Consider the following 17,115-nt stretch of genomic DNA (forward strand, 5'->3'; position numbering starts at 1 on the left):
CTGTGCCTCTCAACCCGCTTCCCGTTGCCGGTGTTCCGTGTCGATGGAGGCGCATTATAGGGATCCCGTTTCAGAGCACAACCCTTTTTTTGGATCTTTTATCTGAACGGTTATAAATGATCCAGATTGATGAGATCACCAGCGATCCGGGTCAGAATTGGCTTGTCAGCTGTGTAAAATCGCATCAGGCTGCAGTGAAAACAGAACAAAGGAGAACATGATGACTTCCGCCCTACGCCCCTATAAAGATCTTTTCCCGCAAACTGGCCAGCGCGTTATGGTCGATTCAAGCAGTGTTGTCGTTGGTGATGTGATTATGGAGGATGACGTCAGCATCTGGCCGCTTGTTGCGATCAGGGGTGACGTGAATCAGGTCCGGATCGGTGCCCGAACCAATGTGCAGGACGGCAGTGTTCTGCACGTTACGCATAAATCTGCCGCCAATCCGCAAGGCTTCCCTCTTATTATTGGCGAGGAGGTCACGGTCGGCCATAAAGCGATGCTGCACGGCTGTACCATTGGCGATCGCGTGCTGGTCGGAATGGGATCGATTTTGCTTGATGGCGTAATAGTAGAAGATGAGGTGATGATTGGTGCCGGCAGTCTGGTGCCGCCAGGTAAAAGACTGGAGAGTGGCTATCTCTATCTGGGGAGTCCGGTGAAGCAAATCAGGCCGCTTAATGACAGCGAAAAAGAAGGGTTACGCTATTCCGCTAACAACTATGTGGGCTGGAAAGATGATTACCTGGCTGACGCTAACCAGACCCAGCCCTGAGCATCAACGTTATCCTGACGGATAGCCTCTTCCGCCTCATCCTCCAGATCCCAGCGATGGTGCTGAAACAGCGCCATCGCCTCTCCTTCACCAAAACGTGATATCAACGACTCACAGCTGATTGCACAGTTCAGCCGCATGCCGTTGACCAGTACCGGGAAACAAACCGCCTTGAGTTCAGCATCATAGGCTTCATCATCAGGGAACTGTATCGCCTGATTCACGACTGCATGGCCTGCTTAAGCTGAGCAATGACCGGAGCAATGTCTGGCATTACTCCGTGCCATATATAGAAGGCATGAGCAGCCTGCCCCACCAGCATACCCAAACCATCTGCCAGATGATTCGTGCCATGCCCCTGACACCAGCGCAGGAAAGGCGTCAGCCCGCTTTGGTAAAACATGTCATAGCACTGCACGCCGGAATGGATCACGTCAGAAGGTAAAGGAGGCGTTTCTCCATTCACACCGCTTGAAGTGGCATTAACGATCAGATCGAAGTGCTGACCCGTCAGCTGTTCAAAACGACATGCCCGGATAGGCCCATTCTCTCCAAACAGCGTCGCCAGCTCTTCAGCGCGTGCAGCTGTACGATTGACGACGGTCAGTGTCACGCCCGCTGAAAGCAATGGCAGAATGACGCCGCGAGCAGCCCCGCCCGCGCCCACCAGCAATACATTGTCGCCAGCGTTGATCATATTAAGCCGCTCAAGGTCACTTAACAGGCCAATGCCATCCGTGTTGTCCCCCAGGATCTGACCATCACTGAGTTTTTTCACCGTGTTTACCGCGCCGGACAGGGCTGCACGTTCACTCAGCTGATCGGCCAACTCCCATGCCTGCTGTTTAAAAGGCAACGTCACATTGGCACCACGACCTCCCTGTTCAAAAAAGGCAGAGAGCGCCTGGGGAAAACCATCAATCGGGGCGCAGATGCGACCATAGCGATGTTCAATACCCGTCTGCTCAGCGAAAGCCTGATGGATCAGCGGAGATTTACTGTGGCTGATGGGATTACCGAAAACGGCGAATTGATCCATGAATTAACCCTGACGTATAAGTTCGCCGCTAATCACATCGCGGATTTCAGAGGGATTAAGGCGGCCACCGGTTTTTCCCGACAGAACCGGGAAGTGCTCACCAAACTGTTGCTTCACTTCTTCCGCCGTGCGGCAGGGAGGCAGACCCGACAGATTTGCGCTGGTTGAAACCAGCGGTTTACCAAATGCGCGGCAAAGCGCCTGCACATCGGGATGGTCACTGACGCGAATGGCCAGCGAATCAAACTGCCCGGTCAGCCAGCGAGGGGTTTGTGGTGGAACGGGGACGACAAAGGTCACAGGACCGGGCCAGCATGCAAACATCCGCTCACGCTGCATCACCGAAAGTTCGCGTGCGGAGATATAAGGTTCAAGCTGGGTGTAATCAGCGGCAATCAGGATAAGTCCCTTTTCTACCGGACGCTGTTTCAGCGCCAGCAAGGCCATGACGGCAGATTCACTGTCAGGGTCACAGCCCAGACCAAATACAGCTTCAGTTGGATAGGCGATGACCGCCTGACGATTCAGATGCGCTAAGCAATTTTCAAATGAATCGGCGAGGTGTTGATTTTCCATGATCTATGAATTCTCTTCAGCGATGGCTTTGCCACAACTCTTACTGGCACAGAATCGTTTAATGCCCTGCGCCGTCTTTTTTTCAATTAACAGTGGATACTCACAATAAGGACAGATTCCGGCAACGGGTGTCAGATTCACAACAAACTGGCAGGCGGGATAGCGATCGCAGGAGTGAAACGTTTTGCCGTAACGGGAACGCCGCTGAACTAACCGACCTTCATGGCACTGAGGACAGGCCAGCGAGGTTTCATCCGGTTTATCGATGGTTTCGGTGTATCCGCATTCCGGATAGCAGCTGCAGCCGATAAACATGCCAAAACGTCCCTGCCGCAGCACTTTATCCGCACCACATTCTGGACAGGCGTGGCCTTCCAGCACTTTGACCACGTGGCCATCGGCCTGACCTTTTAAAGGTCGAATGTAGTCGCAAGCCGGGTAGTTCGCGCAGCCCAGAAAAGGACCATGTTTACCGGAGCGAATAACCAGTTCTGCCCCGCAAGCGGGGCAGGGATCCTGTTTACGCACGGTGAAGAGTGCAGCTTTACTCATAGCGATCAATGCATGAAAGGAAATTTAATGCAGCATACCTTCATTGACGTCGAATAGCAGTTCTTCCATCTGCTGATAGGCATTTTCACATCCCGGGATGTTGAACAACACCATCAGCACCACCCATTTGAGATCCTCCAGGTCAAACTCAGAGGTATCCAGCGCCATGATACGTTCGATGACCATTTCACGGGTTTCCAGGTTCAGCACCTGAATCTGCTCCAGGAACAGCAGAAAACCACGGCTATCAGCATCTAAACGCTTGCTCTCTTCGTCGGTATAGATACGCATGGAGAGCGGATCACTTGTCAGTAAAACTGGCTCAACCAGCCCTTCCTGATAATCAGCCAGTCTTTCCAGCCAGTTCAGCGCACTGTAAACATCTTCACGATGGAACCCGGCATCCGTCAGGTCGTCTGTCAATCTGTCCTGATCAACACCCATTTCTGCTTCGTTGTGGATATATGTCTCAAACAAATACATCAGTACGTCGAACATGGCATGCCCTCCTCAATCGGACATAGCCGCCGGGTACAGCTGCGATCCATCCTGCTAACTCCAGTTCCAGCAACTGAGCTGAGATAACTGGCACAGATTGGCCGGCACGTTCAGCGACAACGTCAACAGGTGTAACATCATCACCTACGTTAGCCAACACATCAGCAAATGGCAATGGAGCATCGTCACTCACCTCAGAATAAATTTCGTCGGCCTGTGTCGCTGGCAGCCAGTTCAGCGCACCAGCCAGATCTTCCACAATGTTATTGGGGTGGGCCACCAGCAGCGCACCCTGCTGAATCAGCCAGTTAACGCCTTCACTTAATGGATTGCCGATCGCGCCAGGTAAGGCATAGACATTGCGATTCTGCTCCAGCGCATAGCGGGCCGTCACCAGCGAACCACTCTTCAGCGAGGCTTCTACCACCAGCACCCCATGACTCAGACCGCTGATGATACGATTACGGCGTGGAAAATTCGCCGGATGCGGCAGGGTCGCCAGCGGAAATTCAGAAATCACAGCACCACCCTGCTCAACAATCTCTGCGGCAAGGTCGGCATGATTTTTAGGATAGAGATTTTGTAACCCACTGCCCAGCACAGCCACCGTTTTGCCCTTCACGTTGAGTGCTGCCTTATGTGCAACACCATCAATACCCCGGGCCAGTCCGCTGGTAATGGTCAGACCGCTGAGGCTTAAGTGCTGAGTAAACCAGTCGCACCAGTAACGGCCATTATGTGAACAGTTTCGACTCCCCACCACCGCTAACTGAGGAGTACTTATCACAGCAGGATCGCCATGAATATAGAGCAGTGGCGGAAAGCGGCTCGTTTCTTTGAGACGGGCTGGATAGGCCGCGTCCAGCGCAGTAATCAGATGATGAGCCGGACTCTGTGCCAGCCAGTCATACAATTCTGGAAGTTTTTTTGCACTGAAATCATAATATTGCTGGCGCTGACTGGCATCTAACCCTAATCGGATAAGCTGCTCCTTATCTGCTACCTGGCCACCTGTCTGCTGTGCGACGTCAATCCAGCGTTTCCCTGTCATTCCAGTGACGGCTGCCAGCCGCACATACTGCGCTATTTTGTCCATCTCAGACTCCCTGATCGCCCTTGCTTCCTGCTGCACAATGCTGTCAATCAGGCCTCGAAAAGTCTACAATATGAGGTAGTAATCTTTTCTTAACCGAATACAGATCTGGATATTTATGTCAGTTTTGCAGGTATTACATTTCCCTGACGAGCGTCTTCGCAAAGTCGCTGCGCCCGTTAAAGAAGTTAACGCAGACATTCAGCGTATCGTTGATGATATGTTCGAGACGATGTATGCCGAAGAAGGTATCGGTCTTGCCGCTACGCAGGTCGATATTCATCAGCGCATTATCGTGATTGATGTCTCTGAAAGTCGTGAAGAGCGTTTAGTTCTGATCAACCCTGAGCTGCTGGAAAAAAGCGGCGAAACCGGTATTGAAGAGGGTTGCCTCTCAATTCCGGAACAGCGCGCATTTGTTCCACGTGCCGAGCGGGTTAAAGTCCGTGCACTTGATCGTGACGGTAACAGTTTCGAGCTGGAAGCCAGCGAGTTACTGGCCATCTGTATCCAGCATGAGATCGATCATCTGGAAGGCAAACTGTTTATCGATTATCTGTCGCCTCTGAAGCGGCAACGAATCAAAACTAAGTTAGAGAAACTGGCGCGTCAGAACGCCCAGGCTTCCTGAGAACTTAAGAAGGGATACACGTGTCTGCCCCGCTAAAAATCATCTTTGCCGGCACACCTGACTTTGCAGCGCGTCATCTTGACGCGCTGCTTGCTTCTGAACATCAGGTTATCGGTGTATTCACCCAACCCGACCGCCCGGCGGGTCGCGGTAACAAATTAACCCCAGGCCCGGTCAAAACGCTGGCGATGGCACATGACATTCCAGTGTATCAGCCTAAGTCACTGCGACCGGAAGAGAATCAGCAGCTGGTTGCTGACCTTAAGGCTGATGTGATGGTTGTTGTGGCCTACGGATTAATTCTGCCAAAGGCCGTGCTTGATATGCCACGTCTGGGCTGCATCAACGTTCATGGTTCACTGCTGCCACGCTGGCGTGGAGCCGCACCGATTCAACGTGCGCTCTGGGCTGGCGACAGCGAAACCGGCGTGACCATCATGCAGATGGACGTGGGGCTGGACACCGGCGATATGCTGCACAAGCTTGCCTGTTCGATTACTGCTCAGGATACCAGTGCAACGCTATACGATAAGCTGGCTGAACTTGGACCACAGGGACTGCTGGATACGCTGACCTTACTGAGCACTCAGCAGGCTACACCTGAAAAACAGGATGAAGCGCTGGCCAACTATGCTGAGAAGCTCAGTAAAGAGGAAGCTCGTCTTGACTGGACACTCTCAGCAGAACAGCTTGAACGTTGTATTCGCGCGTTTAACCCGTGGCCGATGAGCTTTTTCACCATTGATGATCAACCGGTGAAAGTCTGGCAGGCAAGCGTTCTGCCTCACAGCGATCGTTCGCCGGGTGAAATTATTCATGCGGATAAACGTGGCATCCAGGTGGCGACCGCTCAGGGTGTACTTAATCTGCTGCAGTTGCAGCCCGCCGGTAAAAAACCGATGTCGGCTCAGGATCTTCTCAACTCGCGCCGGGAATGGTTTGAACCTGGAACCCTTCTGGACTGACTCTCAGGCCCGGTCACTCACCGGGCCTTTTGTTTGATGACAAAACCCTATGACTAAATCAATCAACCTGCGTAGCCTCTCCGCCCAACTTATTGAGCGCGTTGTCGACAAGGGCGAATCCCTGAACACGGCACTGCCTGCCGCTCAGAAAAAACTCTCTGACAAAGATAGCGCGTTAGTGCAGGAGATCTGTTTTGGCGTGTTGCGTACATTACCGCAGCTTGAAGCGCTAATCGGTAAACTGATGGCGCGTCCCCTTACCGGTAAACAGCGGGTTCTGCACTATCTGATCATGGTCGGGCTTTACCAGCTGGAATATACACGCGTGCCTGCTCACGCCGCACTGGCAGAAACTGTCGCAGGGGCCGAAGTCCTGAAGCGCACCAGCCTGAAAGGCTTATTAAATGGTGTATTACGCCAGTTTCAGCGCCAGCGCGAAGAGCTGCTCGCCAGCATTCAGGATGGCCCGCAGCGGTATCTGCATCCGGGATGGCTGCTAAAGCGATTGCAGCATGCCTGGCCGGAACAGTGGCAGCAGATCGTCGAAGCCAATAATCAGCGTCCGCCGATGTGGTTGCGGGTTAACCAACAGCACCACGAACGTGATGCATGGCTGGCCCTGCTGACTGAAAGTGGCAGGTATGCACAGCCTGCTGACGATGTGCCGGATGCACTGCGGCTCGATGCCCCTGCTCCGGTCAGTCAGTTACCAGGCTTCGGGCAGGGTTGGGTGACCGTGCAGGATTTGTCCGCTCAGCGCTGTGCTTTGCTGCTTGAACCCCAAAACGGCGAACAGATTCTGGATCTATGTGCTGCACCCGGCGGTAAAACGACCCATATTCTCGAAATCGCGCCGGAAGCAGAAGTCATGGCCGTCGACGTAGATGCACAGCGCCTTAAACGCGTTGAGGAAAATCTGCAGCGACTGGGCATGAAAGCAGATGTTAAACAGGGTGATGGACGGACGCCGCAGCAGTGGTGCGGTGATCGGCAGTTTGACCGAATTCTGCTGGATGCCCCCTGCTCTGCTACCGGAGTGATCCGACGTCATCCAGACATCAAGTGGCTGCGTCGCGATCGTGATATCGACGAGCTGGCAAAGCTTCAGTCTGAAATTCTTGATGCTGTCTGGCCGCACCTGAAACCAGGCGGTACGCTGATTTATGCTACCTGTTCCATCCTGCCTGAAGAGAATCATCAGCAGATAGATGCTTTCCTGCAGCGCCAGCACGATGCACAAGCCGTTCCCCTCAGGGATGCACTCGCGAATGGCCTACAGGTATTCCCGCAAGCCGAAGGCGGAGATGGTTTCTTCTACGCTAAGCTGATAAAGAAATCGGGTACAAACTGAGATGAGTATTGATAAGCGATGAAAATAATCATTCTGGGCGCAGGTCAGGTTGGCGGTACCCTGGCAGAAAATCTGGTCGGTGAAAACAACGATATCACGGTAGTGGATACCGACTCTTCACGCCTGCGTCATCTGCAGGATAAATTCGATCTGCGCGTCGTGCAGGGTCATGGTTCTCATCCGCGCATTTTGCGGGAAGCAGGCGCGGAAGATGCCGACATGCTGGTAGCCGTTACCAACTCCGACGAAACCAACATGATTGCCTGCCAGATTGCTTATTCGCTTTTCAATACGCCGAACCGTATAGCCCGGATTCGCGCGGCCGACTATCTGCGTGATGCGGACAAGTTATTTATTCCTGAAGCGGTGCCCATTGATCACCTGATCTCACCGGAACAGTTGGTGATCGAAAATATCTACCGTTTAATCCAGTATCCTGGCGCGTTGCAGGTGGTTAACTTTGCTGAGGGCAAAGTCAGCCTTGCGGTGGTGAAAGCCTATTATGGTGGACCACTGGTGGGCAATCCGCTCTCCATCATGCGTGAGCATATGCCACACATCGATACCCGCGTAGCCGCTATCTTTCGTCAGGACCGGCCCATTCGTCCGCAGGGCTCAACCATTGTAGAAGCGGGTGATGAAGTCTTTTTCATCGCCGCCAGCCAGAACATTCGTGCCGTAATGAGCGAGATGCAACGGCTGGAGAAACCCTACAAGCGGATTATGCTGGTGGGTGGCGGTAACATTGGTTTCGGTCTGGCACAGCGTCTTGAGAAACATTACAGCGTTAAGCTGATTGAACGTAATGCTCAGCGCGCAGCCGAACTTGCAGAACATCTGCATGACACGGTAGTTTTTTATGGCGATGCGTCCGATCAGGAGTTGCTGGCGGAAGAGCACGTTGAGCAGGTTGATCTGTTTATTGCCGTCACCAATGATGATGAAGCCAACATCATGTCAGCCATGCTGGCAAAAAAGATGGGGGCGAAGAAAGTTATGGTGCTTATACAGCGTCGTGCGTATGTCGATCTGGTGCAGGGCAGCGTCATCGATATTGCTATTTCACCTCAGCAGGCCACTATCTCTGCTCTGCTGGGCCATGTGCGCAAAGCAGATATCGTGGGTGTATCGTCACTGCGACGCGGTATTGCAGAGGCAATCGAAGCAATAGCGCATGGTGACGAATCCACTTCACGCGTGGTCGGCCGTTCAATTGATGATATCAAATTACCGCCAGGGACCATTATCGGCGCAGTGGTTCGCGGTGACGATGTGATGATTGCCAATGACAATCTGCGTATTGAACAAGGAGATCATGTCATCATGTTCCTCACCGACAAGAAATTTGTCTCAGACGTTGAACGTCTCTTTCAGCCGAGTCCATTTTTCCTGTAAATGCCGCATTTACAGGCATAAAAAGTACGAGACGCGTGAAAGTGCCGCTTAAATCGCTGAGTTGATGGCAAAAACAGTAAGGTTTGTTAAACTTTATGGCATTGGCTTAGGCAAGGAGATAAGTATGAGTTTAATCAAAGAGTTTCGCGATTTCGCGATGCGCGGTAATGTGATGGATCTCGCCGTCGGTGTTATCATCGGTGCGGCCTTCGGAAAAATCGTTTCATCGCTGGTCGCCAACATCATCATGCCACCATTGGGCTTACTGATCGGTGGTGTCGACTTTAAATCATTCCAGTGGGTACTTAAGCCCGCAGTTGGTGATGCGCCAGCCGTTGTAATGCAATACGGTATCTTCCTTCAGACCATCTTCGATTTCGTGATCATCGCTTTCGCAATCTTCATGGCGATCAAGTTAATGAACCGTCTGTATAAGAAAAAGGAAGTTGAGAAGCCCGTTGCGAAACCGACAAACGAAGAATTACTGCTGACTGAAATCCGCGATCTGCTGAAACAGCAGAACACCCGCGTATAGTTAACAAGCCGCCACACAGGCGGTTTTTTTGACCGTAAAAGCAGAAGGGCAGAGATAAGATGCTTTCTTATCACTGCCCTCCCATCCAGTCCCCTTGCCATGTTTCTCTTTTCGCTTAAAACTGCCTTTACCTTTTTGCTTCTGCTCAATACGTTGCCGAAATAGCGGGTCGTGTAAGAGGGCCTGAATCGCGTTGTCGCGAATTTGCCCTTTGGTGTGCTGATATTTACTCATGACGCCTCCTGTTTATAAGGTCTGATACTTTATTCTTTTGCAGCAAAATAACAATATCCTTATTTGCTCAAAGCCTCTCCCCGCTCCAGAGCCTCAAGAATTGAGCACGAAACGCTAGTGTGGCTGTCTCCACAACAGGCATCCGAGAGATGTCGCAGAGAACGCTGCATCGTTTCTAATTCTGCGATCATTTGAGCAACTTCATACAGCCGTTTTTCAACGATCGCTTTTGATTCCTGACAGGTGTGATGCACAGGATCGACCCGGATCGAGAGCAGCTCTCTGATGGCTTCAAGGCTAAAGCCGAGTTTGCGCCCGTAGCGAATAAATTTCAGACGCTGAAGATCACTCTCGCTATAAAGTCGAAAACCGCCTTCTGTCCGACCATCATGATCCATCATCTGTTGTTTTTCATAGAAGCGAATCGTGTCTGGCGTGACATCTGCAAGCTTAGCTAGCTGGCCAATGCGAAACATTTACTTCTCCTCACGGAAATGATTGTGGATGGCTGCGGCATAACGGCCATGAAGAAAATCGGTGCTCATTCCAGCCTGGCGTAATCTCAGTGTCAGCACCTGAAGTCGATTACGCTGATCCTGATACCGGGGATCGGCAGGATCGAGCTGACAAATAAGATCGTTAACTTCCATGGCTTCGCGTCTTAACTCAAGTTCAGGCGGCAGAAATCCTGAATTTTTGAGCAACCGGTAACCTGCTCTTAATTCGGGCGGAACATGGCTGTCATCATCCAGCTGTAGTGGCTTGCCTGAGCCAGGAAGATTACTCAGCTCGCCTTTTTCTAACGCTGCTTTGATGTGCTGTTCAGCAAGTTCATCAACCAGCCACATAGTTAGCTCCTTTGAACATGAAAGACTACGTTCTAAGGTAGTAAATTGCAGGCAATAAAAAACCCGCCGAAGCGGGTTTTTTACGTTGCTACAGATTACTCTGCAGCTGCTTCTGCTTGAGCTTCTGGACGATCAACGAGCTCGATGTAAGCCATCGGAGCGTTGTCACCAGCACGGAAGCCACACTTCAGAATACGAGTGTAACCACCGGCACGGCTCGCGAAACGCGGGCCTAACTCATTAAACAGTTTTGCCACGATCTCGTTATCACGAGTACGGGCGAATGCCAGACGACGATTAGCTACGCTGTCGGTCTTGGCAAGAGTAATCAGCGGCTCAACTACGCGACGCAGTTCTTTGGCTTTCGGCAGAGTCGTTTTGATGATCTCATGACGAACCAGAGAACCGGCCATGTTGCGGAACATAGCCTGACGATGGCTGCTGTTGCGGTTCAGTTGACGACCACTCTTACGATGGCGCATGACCTTATCCTTCTCAGTGAAACCTTAACCTGTGATCTGATTATTCATCAGCAATGCTTGCTGGCGGCCAGTTCTCAAGGCGCATGCCCAGAGAAAGACCACGCGAAGCCAGCACATCTTTAATCTCGGTAAGAGATTTTTTACCAAGGTTAGGCGTTTTAAGCAGCTCAACCTCGGTACGCTGTACCAGATCACCGATGTAGTGGATAGCTTCTGCCTTAAGGCAGTTAGCAGAGCGGACAGTCAATTCCAGATCGTCAACAGGGCGCAGCAGGATCGGATCGAATTCTGGTTTCTCTTCTTTAACTTCCGGCTGACGTACATCACGTAAGTCAACGAAAGCTTCAAGTTGTTCAGCCAGAATGGTTGCCGCACGACGAATCGCCTCTTCAGGATCGATTGTGCCGTTGGTTTCCATTTCGATGACCAGCTTGTCCAGGTCGGTGCGCTGCTCTACACGCGCTGCTTCAACATTGTAGGCGATACGGTCTACAGGGCTGTAGCAAGCGTCAACTAACAGGCGGCCGATTGGGCGCTCATCTTCTTCCGAATGAATTCGGGCAGAAGCCGGCACATAGCCACGTCCACGCTGAACTTTGATACGCATGCTGATAGCAGCGTTCTCATCGGTCAGATGGCAAATGACATGCTGAGGCTTGACGATTTCGACATCACCATCATGGGTAATGTCGGCTGCAGTCACAGGGCCAATGCCAGATTTATTCAGGGTCAGAATAACTTCATCTTTACCCTGAACTCTTACCGCCAGCCCTTTCAGGTTGAGCAGGATTTCCAGGATATCTTCCTGTACGCCCTCTTTGGTGCTGTACTCATGAAGTACACCATCAATTTCAACCTCGGTCACCGCGCAACCCGGCATGGATGAAAGCAGAATACGGCGCAGTGCGTTACCAAGAGTATGGCCAAAGCCACGCTCTAAAGGCTCAAGGGTCACCTTGGCGTGCGTCGAACTCACTTGCTCGATATCTACCAGGCGCGGTTTTAGAAACTCTGTCACAGAACCCTGCATTGTGTCCTCTCTTTGGTACTAAGCCTTACTTGGAGTAAAGCTCGACGATCAGGTGTTCGTTAATGTCCGCAGACAGATCAGTACGTTCAGGAATACGCTTGAACACACCTTCCATCTTAGTCGCATCAACTTCCAGCCAGGTTGGCTTTTCACGCTGCTCAGCCAGCTCCAGAGCGGCCTTCACGCGAGATTGCTTTTTGGCTTTCTCACGGATGCTAACGACATCATTCGGAGATACCTGATAAGAAGCGATGTTAACAACGCGGCCATTTACCAGAACAGACTTATGGCTCACCAGCTGACGTGCTTCTGCACGAGTGGCACCAAAGCCCATACGATAAACTACGTTGTCCAGACGACCTTCCAGCAGAGCCAACAGGTTTTCACCGGTGTTGCCTTTCAGACGAGCTGCTTCTTTATAATAGTTACGGAACTGACGCTCCAGCACGCCGTAGATACGACGAACTTTCTGCTTTTCACGTAACTGACCGCCGTAATCAGACAGACGCGGTTTACGCGCACCATGCTGACCAGGGGCTTGTTCAATCTTACACTTGGAATCAATCGCGCGAACGCCAGACTTAAGGAATAAGTCAGTGCCCTCACGACGGCTCAGCTTGAGCTTAGGACCCAAATATCTTGCCATTTTCTTTCTCCAACTATCCTAAAAAAACGGGCGTTATACGCGACGTTTTTTCGGCGGACGACAACCGTTATGAGGGATCGGAGTCACATCAGTAATATTAGTGATGCGGAAACCAGCGGCGTTCAAAGCACGAATCGTAGATTCGCGTCCTGGACCCGGACCCTTTACCATAACTTCCAGGTTCTTAATTCCGTAATCTTTTACCGCTTCTGCACAGCGCTCTGCAGCGACCTGAGCAGCAAACGGAGTGGATTTACGTGAACCGCGGAAACCGGAACCACCGGCGGTTGCCCAACCCAGTGCGTTACCCTGACGATCAGTAATGGTAACGATGGTGTTGTTAAAAGAAGCATGGACATGAGCCACGCCATCTGAGACTTGTTTTCTTACACGCTTGCGTGCACGAACTGGTGCCTTTGCCATTATTTACTCACCCCGATTATTTCTTGATCGGTTTACGCGGACCCTTACGGGTACGTGCGTTGGTCTTAGTACGCTGACCGCGAACCGGAAGACCACGACGATGGCGCAAACCACGGTAGCAACCAAGGTCCATAAGACGCTTGATGCTCAGGGTGATTTCACGGCGCAGATCACCTTCTACAACGAATTTCGCAACTGCATCACGCAGCTGATCAATTTGTTCTTCAGACAGCTCACTGATCTTAACATTTTCAGCAATACCCGTTGAAGCGCAGATGGCTTTAGAACGGGTTTTACCGATACCGAAGATCGAAGTTAATGCGATAACGGTATGTTTTTGATCAGGAATGTTAATGCCTGCTATACGGGCCACTATGCACTCCTATAATTAAACAAGCACGTCCCATGCTGAAAAGCCCGTTTTCAGGATACTCAAATGGAAACGCACTGACATACAAAAGATTGGCTGGCTAATCTAGCCAGCTCAACCCGACTTTGCAAGAAAAATATGTGACAAAATCAGCCTTGGCGCTGTTTATGCTTAGGCTCGGCGCTACAAATCACACGGACGACACCGTCGCGACGAATGATTTTGCAGTTACGACATAATTTCTTGACGGAAGCACGAACTTTCATTTTTACTCTCCGTAACTTCTCAACCAACTGAATTAACGGCCGTAGCCTTTCAGGTTAGCTTTCTTCAGTGCCGACTCGTACTGACTTGACATCATCAGAGTTTGCACTTGAGCCATAAAGTCCATGATGACGACAACTACGATAAGCAGTGACGTACCGCCAAAGTAGAAGGGAACCTTCATCGCATCACGCATGAACTCCGGGATAAGGCAGATAAACGTAATGTACAGGGCGCCGATTAAGGTCAGTCGCGTCATTACTTTATCAATATACTTCGCCGTTTGCTCTCCCGGACGAATTCCCGGTACGAATGCACCAGACTTCTTCAGGTTATCTGCTGTTTCACGTGGGTTGAAAACCAACGCCGTATAGAAGAAACAGAAGAAGATGATTGCAGTCGCATAGAGTAGCACATAAAGCGGCTGTCCTGGCTGCAAATACAGCGAAATTGTTGTCAGCCAGTTCCAACCGGTACCGCCCCCAAACCACGATGCAATCGTTGCCGGGAACAGAATAATGCTGGAAGCGAAGATAGCTGGAATAACACCCGCCATGTTCACTTTCAACGGTAAATGTGTGCTCTGTGCAGCGTAAACGCGACGACCCTGCTGACGTTTTGCGTAGTTCACCACAATGCGGCGTTGACCACGTTCAACGAAGATAACAAAGAAGGTCACTGCGAATACGAGTACTGCAACCAACAGCAACAGAAGGAAGTGCAGGTCGCCTTGCCGCGCTTGCTCGATGGTATGGCCAATGGCCGGCGGGAGACCCGCAACAATACCTGCGAAGATAATGATCGAAATACCGTTACCGATACCACGTTCAGTAATCTGTTCGCCCAGCCACATCAGGAACATCGTTCCCGAGACCAGACTCACAACAGCGGTAAAGTAGAAAGCAAAGCCTGGATTCATTACCAGGCCTTGCATCCCTGGCATATTCGGCAGACCGGTAGCAATACCGATCGACTGGAATATGGCCAATACCAACGTACCGTATCGGGTGTACTGGCTAATCTTACGACGGCCAGCCTCCCCTTCTTTCTTAATTTCCGCTAACGCTGGGTGAACCACCGTTAATAACTGGATAATAATCGATGCCGAAATATACGGCATGATGCCCAGTGCGAAAATAGAAGCACGGCTGAGAGCACCACCAGAGAACATGTTAAACATTTCAATGATGGTGCCACGCTGTTGCTCAAGCAGTTTGGCAAGTACAGTGGCATCAATACCAGGGATTGGAATAAAAGAGCCAATACGGAAGACAATGAGTGCGCCGATTACAAACAGCAGTCTGCGTTTCAGCTCACCAAAGCCACCTTTGGCACTTTGAAAATCTAATCCCGGTTGTTTAGCCATCTGCTACTTATTCCTCGATTTTACCGCCAGCAGCTTCGATTGCAGCACGTGCACCTTTGGTGACACGCAGACCGCGAACCGTTACCGGTGTAGAAACTTCACCAGACAGAATTACTTTAACGAATTCAATCTGAACACCGACAATGTTGGCTGCTTTCAGCGCGTTCAGGTCGACGATACCGCCTTCAACTTTCGCCAGATCAGACAGACGAATCTCTGTGGTGATCATTGCTTTGCGAGAGGTGAAACCGAACTTCGGCAGACGACGGTACAGAGGCATCTGACCACCTTCGAAACCGCGACGTACGCCACCGCCAGAACGTGAGTTCTGACCTTTGTGACCACGACCACCGGTTTTTCCGAGGCCAGAACCGATACCACGACCCAGACGCTTGGTAGCGTGCTTAGACCCTTCGGCCGGAGACAGAGTATTTAAACGCATCTCTTACTCCTCCACTTTAACCATATAGGAAACCGCGTTGACCATACCGCGTACTGCTGGCGTGTCTTCACGCTCAACGGTGTGGCCAATACGACGCAGACCCAGGCCAACCAGAGTGGCTTTATGCTTAGGCAAGCGGCCGATTGAACTACGGGTTTGAGTGATTTTAATAGTCTTAGCCATCGTGATTACCCCAGAATTTCTTCAACGGATTTACCACGCTTAGCAGCGACCATTTCCGGAGATTTCATATTGCCCAGGCCATCGATAGTTGCACGAACCACGTTAATCGGGTTTGTAGAACCATACGCTTTTGCCAGTACGTTATGAACTCCAGCGACTTCCAGAACGGCGCGCATTGCACCACCGGCAATAATACCGGTACCTTCTGAAGCCGGCTGCATGAACACGCGGGAACCCGTGTGTGCACCTTTAACTGGGTGCTGCAGGGTGCCGTTGGTCAGCGCGACGTTAACCATGTTGCGACGGGCTTTCTCCATCGCTTTCTGGATCGCTGCTGGAACTTCACGCGCTTTACCGTAACCAAAACCTACGCGACCATTACCATCGCCTACCACAGTCAGTGCTGTGAAGGAGAAGATACGACCACCTTTAACAGTTTTAGAAACACGGTTTACCGCGATCAGTTTTTCCTGCAGTTCGCCAGCTTGTTTCTCGATGTGTGCCATCTTAGACCTCTACCTTAGAACTGAAGGCCAGCTTCACGGGCAGCATCTGCCAGTGCCTGGACGCGACCATGATATTGGAAACCGGAACGGTCGAAAGAAACACCAGTGATGCCTTTTTCGATTGCGCGTTCTGCGATAGCTTTACCTACTGCAGCTGCGGCTTCTTTATTACCGGTATACTTCAGTTGTTCAGTGATAGCTTTTTCTACAGTAGAAGCAGCGACCAGAACTTCGGAACCGTTCGGGGCGATTACCTGTGCGTAAATATGACGCGGGGTACGATGTACCACCAGGCGAGTAGCACCCAGCTCTTTGAGCTTGCGACGTGCACGGGTCGCACGACGGATACGAGCAGATTTCTTATCCATAGTGTTACCTTACTTCTTCTTAGCCTCTTTGGTACGCACGACTTCGTCGGCGTAACGGACACCCTTGCCTTTATAAGGCTCAGGACGACGGTAGGCGCGCAGGTCCGCTGCAACCTGACCAATCAGCTGTTTATCAGCGCCTTTCAGCACGATCTCAGTCTGAGTTGGACATTCTGCAGTGATACCCGCGGGCAGCTGGTGATCGACTGGATGAGAAAAGCCCAGAGACAGGTTGACCACGTCGCCTTTAACGGCTGCACGATAACCTACACCAACCAGCTGCAGCTTCTTAGTGAAGCCTTCGGTAACACCGATAACCATTGCGTTCAGCAGCGCGCGAGAAGTACCCGCCTGCGCCCAGCCGTCAACGAAACCTTCGCGCGGAGCGAAAGTCAGAGCGTTGTCAGCATGCTTAACTTCAACAGCATCATTGATAGTACGAGTCAGCTCGCCGTTTTTACCTTTAATCGAAATTACCTGACCGTTGAGTTTTACCTCTACGCCGGCAGGAACAACGACAGGTGCTTTAGCAACACGAGACAT

27 protein-coding genes are annotated in these 17,115 nt (G+C 51.4%); 6 read left to right on the forward strand and 21 right to left on the reverse strand.

Going from position 1 to position 17,115, the window contains the following annotated elements; translation table 11 throughout:
• The first annotated feature begins 220 nt into the window (after window positions 1–220).
• Complete coding sequence (locus H7K52_RS18365) at window positions 221–775, forward strand: gamma carbonic anhydrase family protein (protein WP_003852332.1); 555 nt, start codon at window positions 221–223, stop codon at window positions 773–775.
• On the opposite strand, the gene H7K52_RS18370 is transcribed toward H7K52_RS18365, so the two are convergent.
• Genes H7K52_RS18370 through dprA form a run of 6 tightly spaced genes read right to left on the reverse strand, consistent with a single transcriptional unit; the run spans window position 742 to window position 4,536 of the window.
• A complete protein-coding gene (locus H7K52_RS18370; protein WP_003852334.1) occupies window positions 742–999 on the reverse strand; it encodes a DUF1488 family protein in 258 nt (85 codons plus the stop codon). The genes H7K52_RS18365 and H7K52_RS18370 overlap by 34 nt on opposite strands.
• Window positions 996–1,814: a shikimate dehydrogenase gene (gene aroE / locus H7K52_RS18375; RefSeq protein WP_182630331.1), complete on the reverse strand. Its 819-nt coding sequence runs from the start codon at window positions 1,812–1,814 to the stop codon at window positions 996–998. Before aroE ends, H7K52_RS18370 begins: the two co-directional genes overlap by 4 nt.
• Before the next feature lie 3 nt (window positions 1,815–1,817).
• Window positions 1,818–2,390 (reverse strand): L-threonylcarbamoyladenylate synthase type 1 TsaC, encoded by a 573-nt coding sequence (gene tsaC / locus H7K52_RS18380; protein WP_003852339.1) that lies wholly within the window; start codon window positions 2,388–2,390, stop codon window positions 1,818–1,820.
• Window positions 2,391–2,393: 3 nt separating this feature from the next.
• Window positions 2,394–2,942, reverse strand: a complete 549-nt coding sequence (locus tag H7K52_RS18385; RefSeq protein WP_182630332.1) for a DNA topoisomerase family protein — start codon at window positions 2,940–2,942, stop codon at window positions 2,394–2,396.
• Window positions 2,943–2,966: 24 nt separating this feature from the next.
• Complete coding sequence (smg, locus tag H7K52_RS18390; RefSeq protein ID WP_003852344.1) at window positions 2,967–3,440, reverse strand: DUF494 family protein Smg; 474 nt, start codon at window positions 3,438–3,440, stop codon at window positions 2,967–2,969.
• Window positions 3,412–4,536, reverse strand: coding sequence for a DNA-protecting protein DprA (dprA, locus tag H7K52_RS18395; RefSeq protein WP_008927125.1), 1,125 nt, complete (start codon window positions 4,534–4,536; stop codon window positions 3,412–3,414). The genes smg and dprA overlap by 29 nt, the downstream gene beginning before the upstream one ends.
• A gap of 115 nt (window positions 4,537–4,651) precedes the next feature.
• Between dprA and def the strand changes: the two genes are divergently transcribed.
• The 5 genes from def to mscL all read left to right on the forward strand — a co-directional run bounded on the left by def (window position 4,652) and on the right by mscL (window position 9,410).
• Entirely contained in the window at window positions 4,652–5,164 is a 513-nt protein-coding gene (def, locus tag H7K52_RS18400; protein WP_003852348.1) for a peptide deformylase, read from the forward strand.
• 20 nt (window positions 5,165–5,184) lie between these two features.
• On the forward strand, window positions 5,185–6,129 hold the full coding sequence (gene fmt, locus H7K52_RS18405) for a methionyl-tRNA formyltransferase (RefSeq protein ID WP_182630333.1): 945 nt from the start codon (window positions 5,185–5,187) through the stop codon (window positions 6,127–6,129).
• A 49-nt stretch (window positions 6,130–6,178) separates the two neighbouring features.
• Complete coding sequence (gene rsmB, locus H7K52_RS18410; protein ID WP_182630334.1) at window positions 6,179–7,480, forward strand: 16S rRNA (cytosine(967)-C(5))-methyltransferase RsmB; 1,302 nt, start codon at window positions 6,179–6,181, stop codon at window positions 7,478–7,480.
• A gap of 18 nt (window positions 7,481–7,498) precedes the next feature.
• On the forward strand, window positions 7,499–8,875 hold the full coding sequence (trkA, locus tag H7K52_RS18415) for a Trk system potassium transporter TrkA (RefSeq protein ID WP_008927128.1): 1,377 nt from the start codon (window positions 7,499–7,501) through the stop codon (window positions 8,873–8,875).
• Between the two features lie 124 nt (window positions 8,876–8,999).
• Window positions 9,000–9,410: a large-conductance mechanosensitive channel protein MscL gene (gene mscL, locus H7K52_RS18420; protein WP_003852356.1), complete on the forward strand. Its 411-nt coding sequence runs from the start codon at window positions 9,000–9,002 to the stop codon at window positions 9,408–9,410.
• Here the strand turns inward: mscL and H7K52_RS18425 are convergent, their stop codons facing one another.
• From H7K52_RS18425 to rplF, 15 genes are all read right to left on the reverse strand, one after another.
• On the reverse strand, window positions 9,411–9,644 hold the full coding sequence (locus H7K52_RS18425) for an alternative ribosome-rescue factor A (protein WP_182630335.1): 234 nt from the start codon (window positions 9,642–9,644) through the stop codon (window positions 9,411–9,413).
• A 59-nt stretch (window positions 9,645–9,703) separates the two neighbouring features.
• Window positions 9,704–10,120 (reverse strand): Zn(2+)-responsive transcriptional regulator, encoded by a 417-nt coding sequence (gene zntR, locus H7K52_RS18430; RefSeq protein ID WP_003852359.1) that lies wholly within the window; start codon window positions 10,118–10,120, stop codon window positions 9,704–9,706.
• A complete protein-coding gene (locus H7K52_RS18435) occupies window positions 10,121–10,492 on the reverse strand; it encodes a DnaJ family domain-containing protein (protein ID WP_039660531.1) in 372 nt (123 codons plus the stop codon).
• Window positions 10,493–10,587: 95 nt separating this feature from the next.
• The gene (rplQ, locus tag H7K52_RS18440; protein ID WP_003850180.1) at window positions 10,588–10,974 is read right to left on the reverse strand and encodes a 50S ribosomal protein L17; all 387 of its coding nucleotides are present in this window, start codon (window positions 10,972–10,974) and stop codon (window positions 10,588–10,590) included.
• 40 nt (window positions 10,975–11,014) lie between these two features.
• Window positions 11,015–12,004, reverse strand: a complete 990-nt coding sequence (locus H7K52_RS18445) for a DNA-directed RNA polymerase subunit alpha (RefSeq protein WP_003850179.1) — start codon at window positions 12,002–12,004, stop codon at window positions 11,015–11,017.
• Between the two features lie 25 nt (window positions 12,005–12,029).
• On the reverse strand, window positions 12,030–12,650 hold the full coding sequence (gene rpsD / locus H7K52_RS18450) for a 30S ribosomal protein S4 (RefSeq protein WP_008927131.1): 621 nt from the start codon (window positions 12,648–12,650) through the stop codon (window positions 12,030–12,032).
• A gap of 33 nt (window positions 12,651–12,683) precedes the next feature.
• A complete protein-coding gene (gene rpsK / locus H7K52_RS18455; protein WP_004160563.1) occupies window positions 12,684–13,073 on the reverse strand; it encodes a 30S ribosomal protein S11 in 390 nt (129 codons plus the stop codon).
• Window positions 13,074–13,089: 16 nt separating this feature from the next.
• Window positions 13,090–13,446 (reverse strand): 30S ribosomal protein S13, encoded by a 357-nt coding sequence (rpsM, locus tag H7K52_RS18460; RefSeq protein WP_003850176.1) that lies wholly within the window; start codon window positions 13,444–13,446, stop codon window positions 13,090–13,092.
• A 146-nt stretch (window positions 13,447–13,592) separates the two neighbouring features.
• Entirely contained in the window at window positions 13,593–13,709 is a 117-nt protein-coding gene (gene rpmJ / locus H7K52_RS18465) for a 50S ribosomal protein L36 (RefSeq protein WP_004160566.1), read from the reverse strand.
• Between the two features lie 32 nt (window positions 13,710–13,741).
• Entirely contained in the window at window positions 13,742–15,073 is a 1,332-nt protein-coding gene (gene secY, locus H7K52_RS18470) for a preprotein translocase subunit SecY (protein WP_003850175.1), read from the reverse strand.
• Window positions 15,074–15,080: 7 nt separating this feature from the next.
• Window positions 15,081–15,515 (reverse strand): 50S ribosomal protein L15, encoded by a 435-nt coding sequence (rplO, locus tag H7K52_RS18475; protein WP_003850168.1) that lies wholly within the window; start codon window positions 15,513–15,515, stop codon window positions 15,081–15,083.
• Window positions 15,516–15,518: 3 nt separating this feature from the next.
• Window positions 15,519–15,698 carry a 50S ribosomal protein L30 gene (gene rpmD / locus H7K52_RS18480; protein WP_003850166.1) on the reverse strand — a complete coding sequence of 60 codons (180 nt, stop codon included), beginning with the start codon at window positions 15,696–15,698 and terminating at the stop codon, window positions 15,519–15,521.
• 5 nt (window positions 15,699–15,703) lie between these two features.
• Complete coding sequence (gene rpsE, locus H7K52_RS18485) at window positions 15,704–16,204, reverse strand: 30S ribosomal protein S5 (RefSeq protein WP_003850164.1); 501 nt, start codon at window positions 16,202–16,204, stop codon at window positions 15,704–15,706.
• A 14-nt stretch (window positions 16,205–16,218) separates the two neighbouring features.
• A complete protein-coding gene (gene rplR / locus H7K52_RS18490) occupies window positions 16,219–16,572 on the reverse strand; it encodes a 50S ribosomal protein L18 (RefSeq protein WP_003850163.1) in 354 nt (117 codons plus the stop codon).
• 9 nt (window positions 16,573–16,581) lie between these two features.
• The gene (gene rplF, locus H7K52_RS18495; RefSeq protein ID WP_003850161.1) at window positions 16,582–17,115 is read right to left on the reverse strand and encodes a 50S ribosomal protein L6; all 534 of its coding nucleotides are present in this window, start codon (window positions 17,113–17,115) and stop codon (window positions 16,582–16,584) included.

Source organism: Pantoea hericii (genome assembly GCF_014155795.1).
Taxonomy (GTDB): Bacteria; Pseudomonadota; Gammaproteobacteria; order Enterobacterales; family Enterobacteriaceae; genus Pantoea; species Pantoea eucalypti.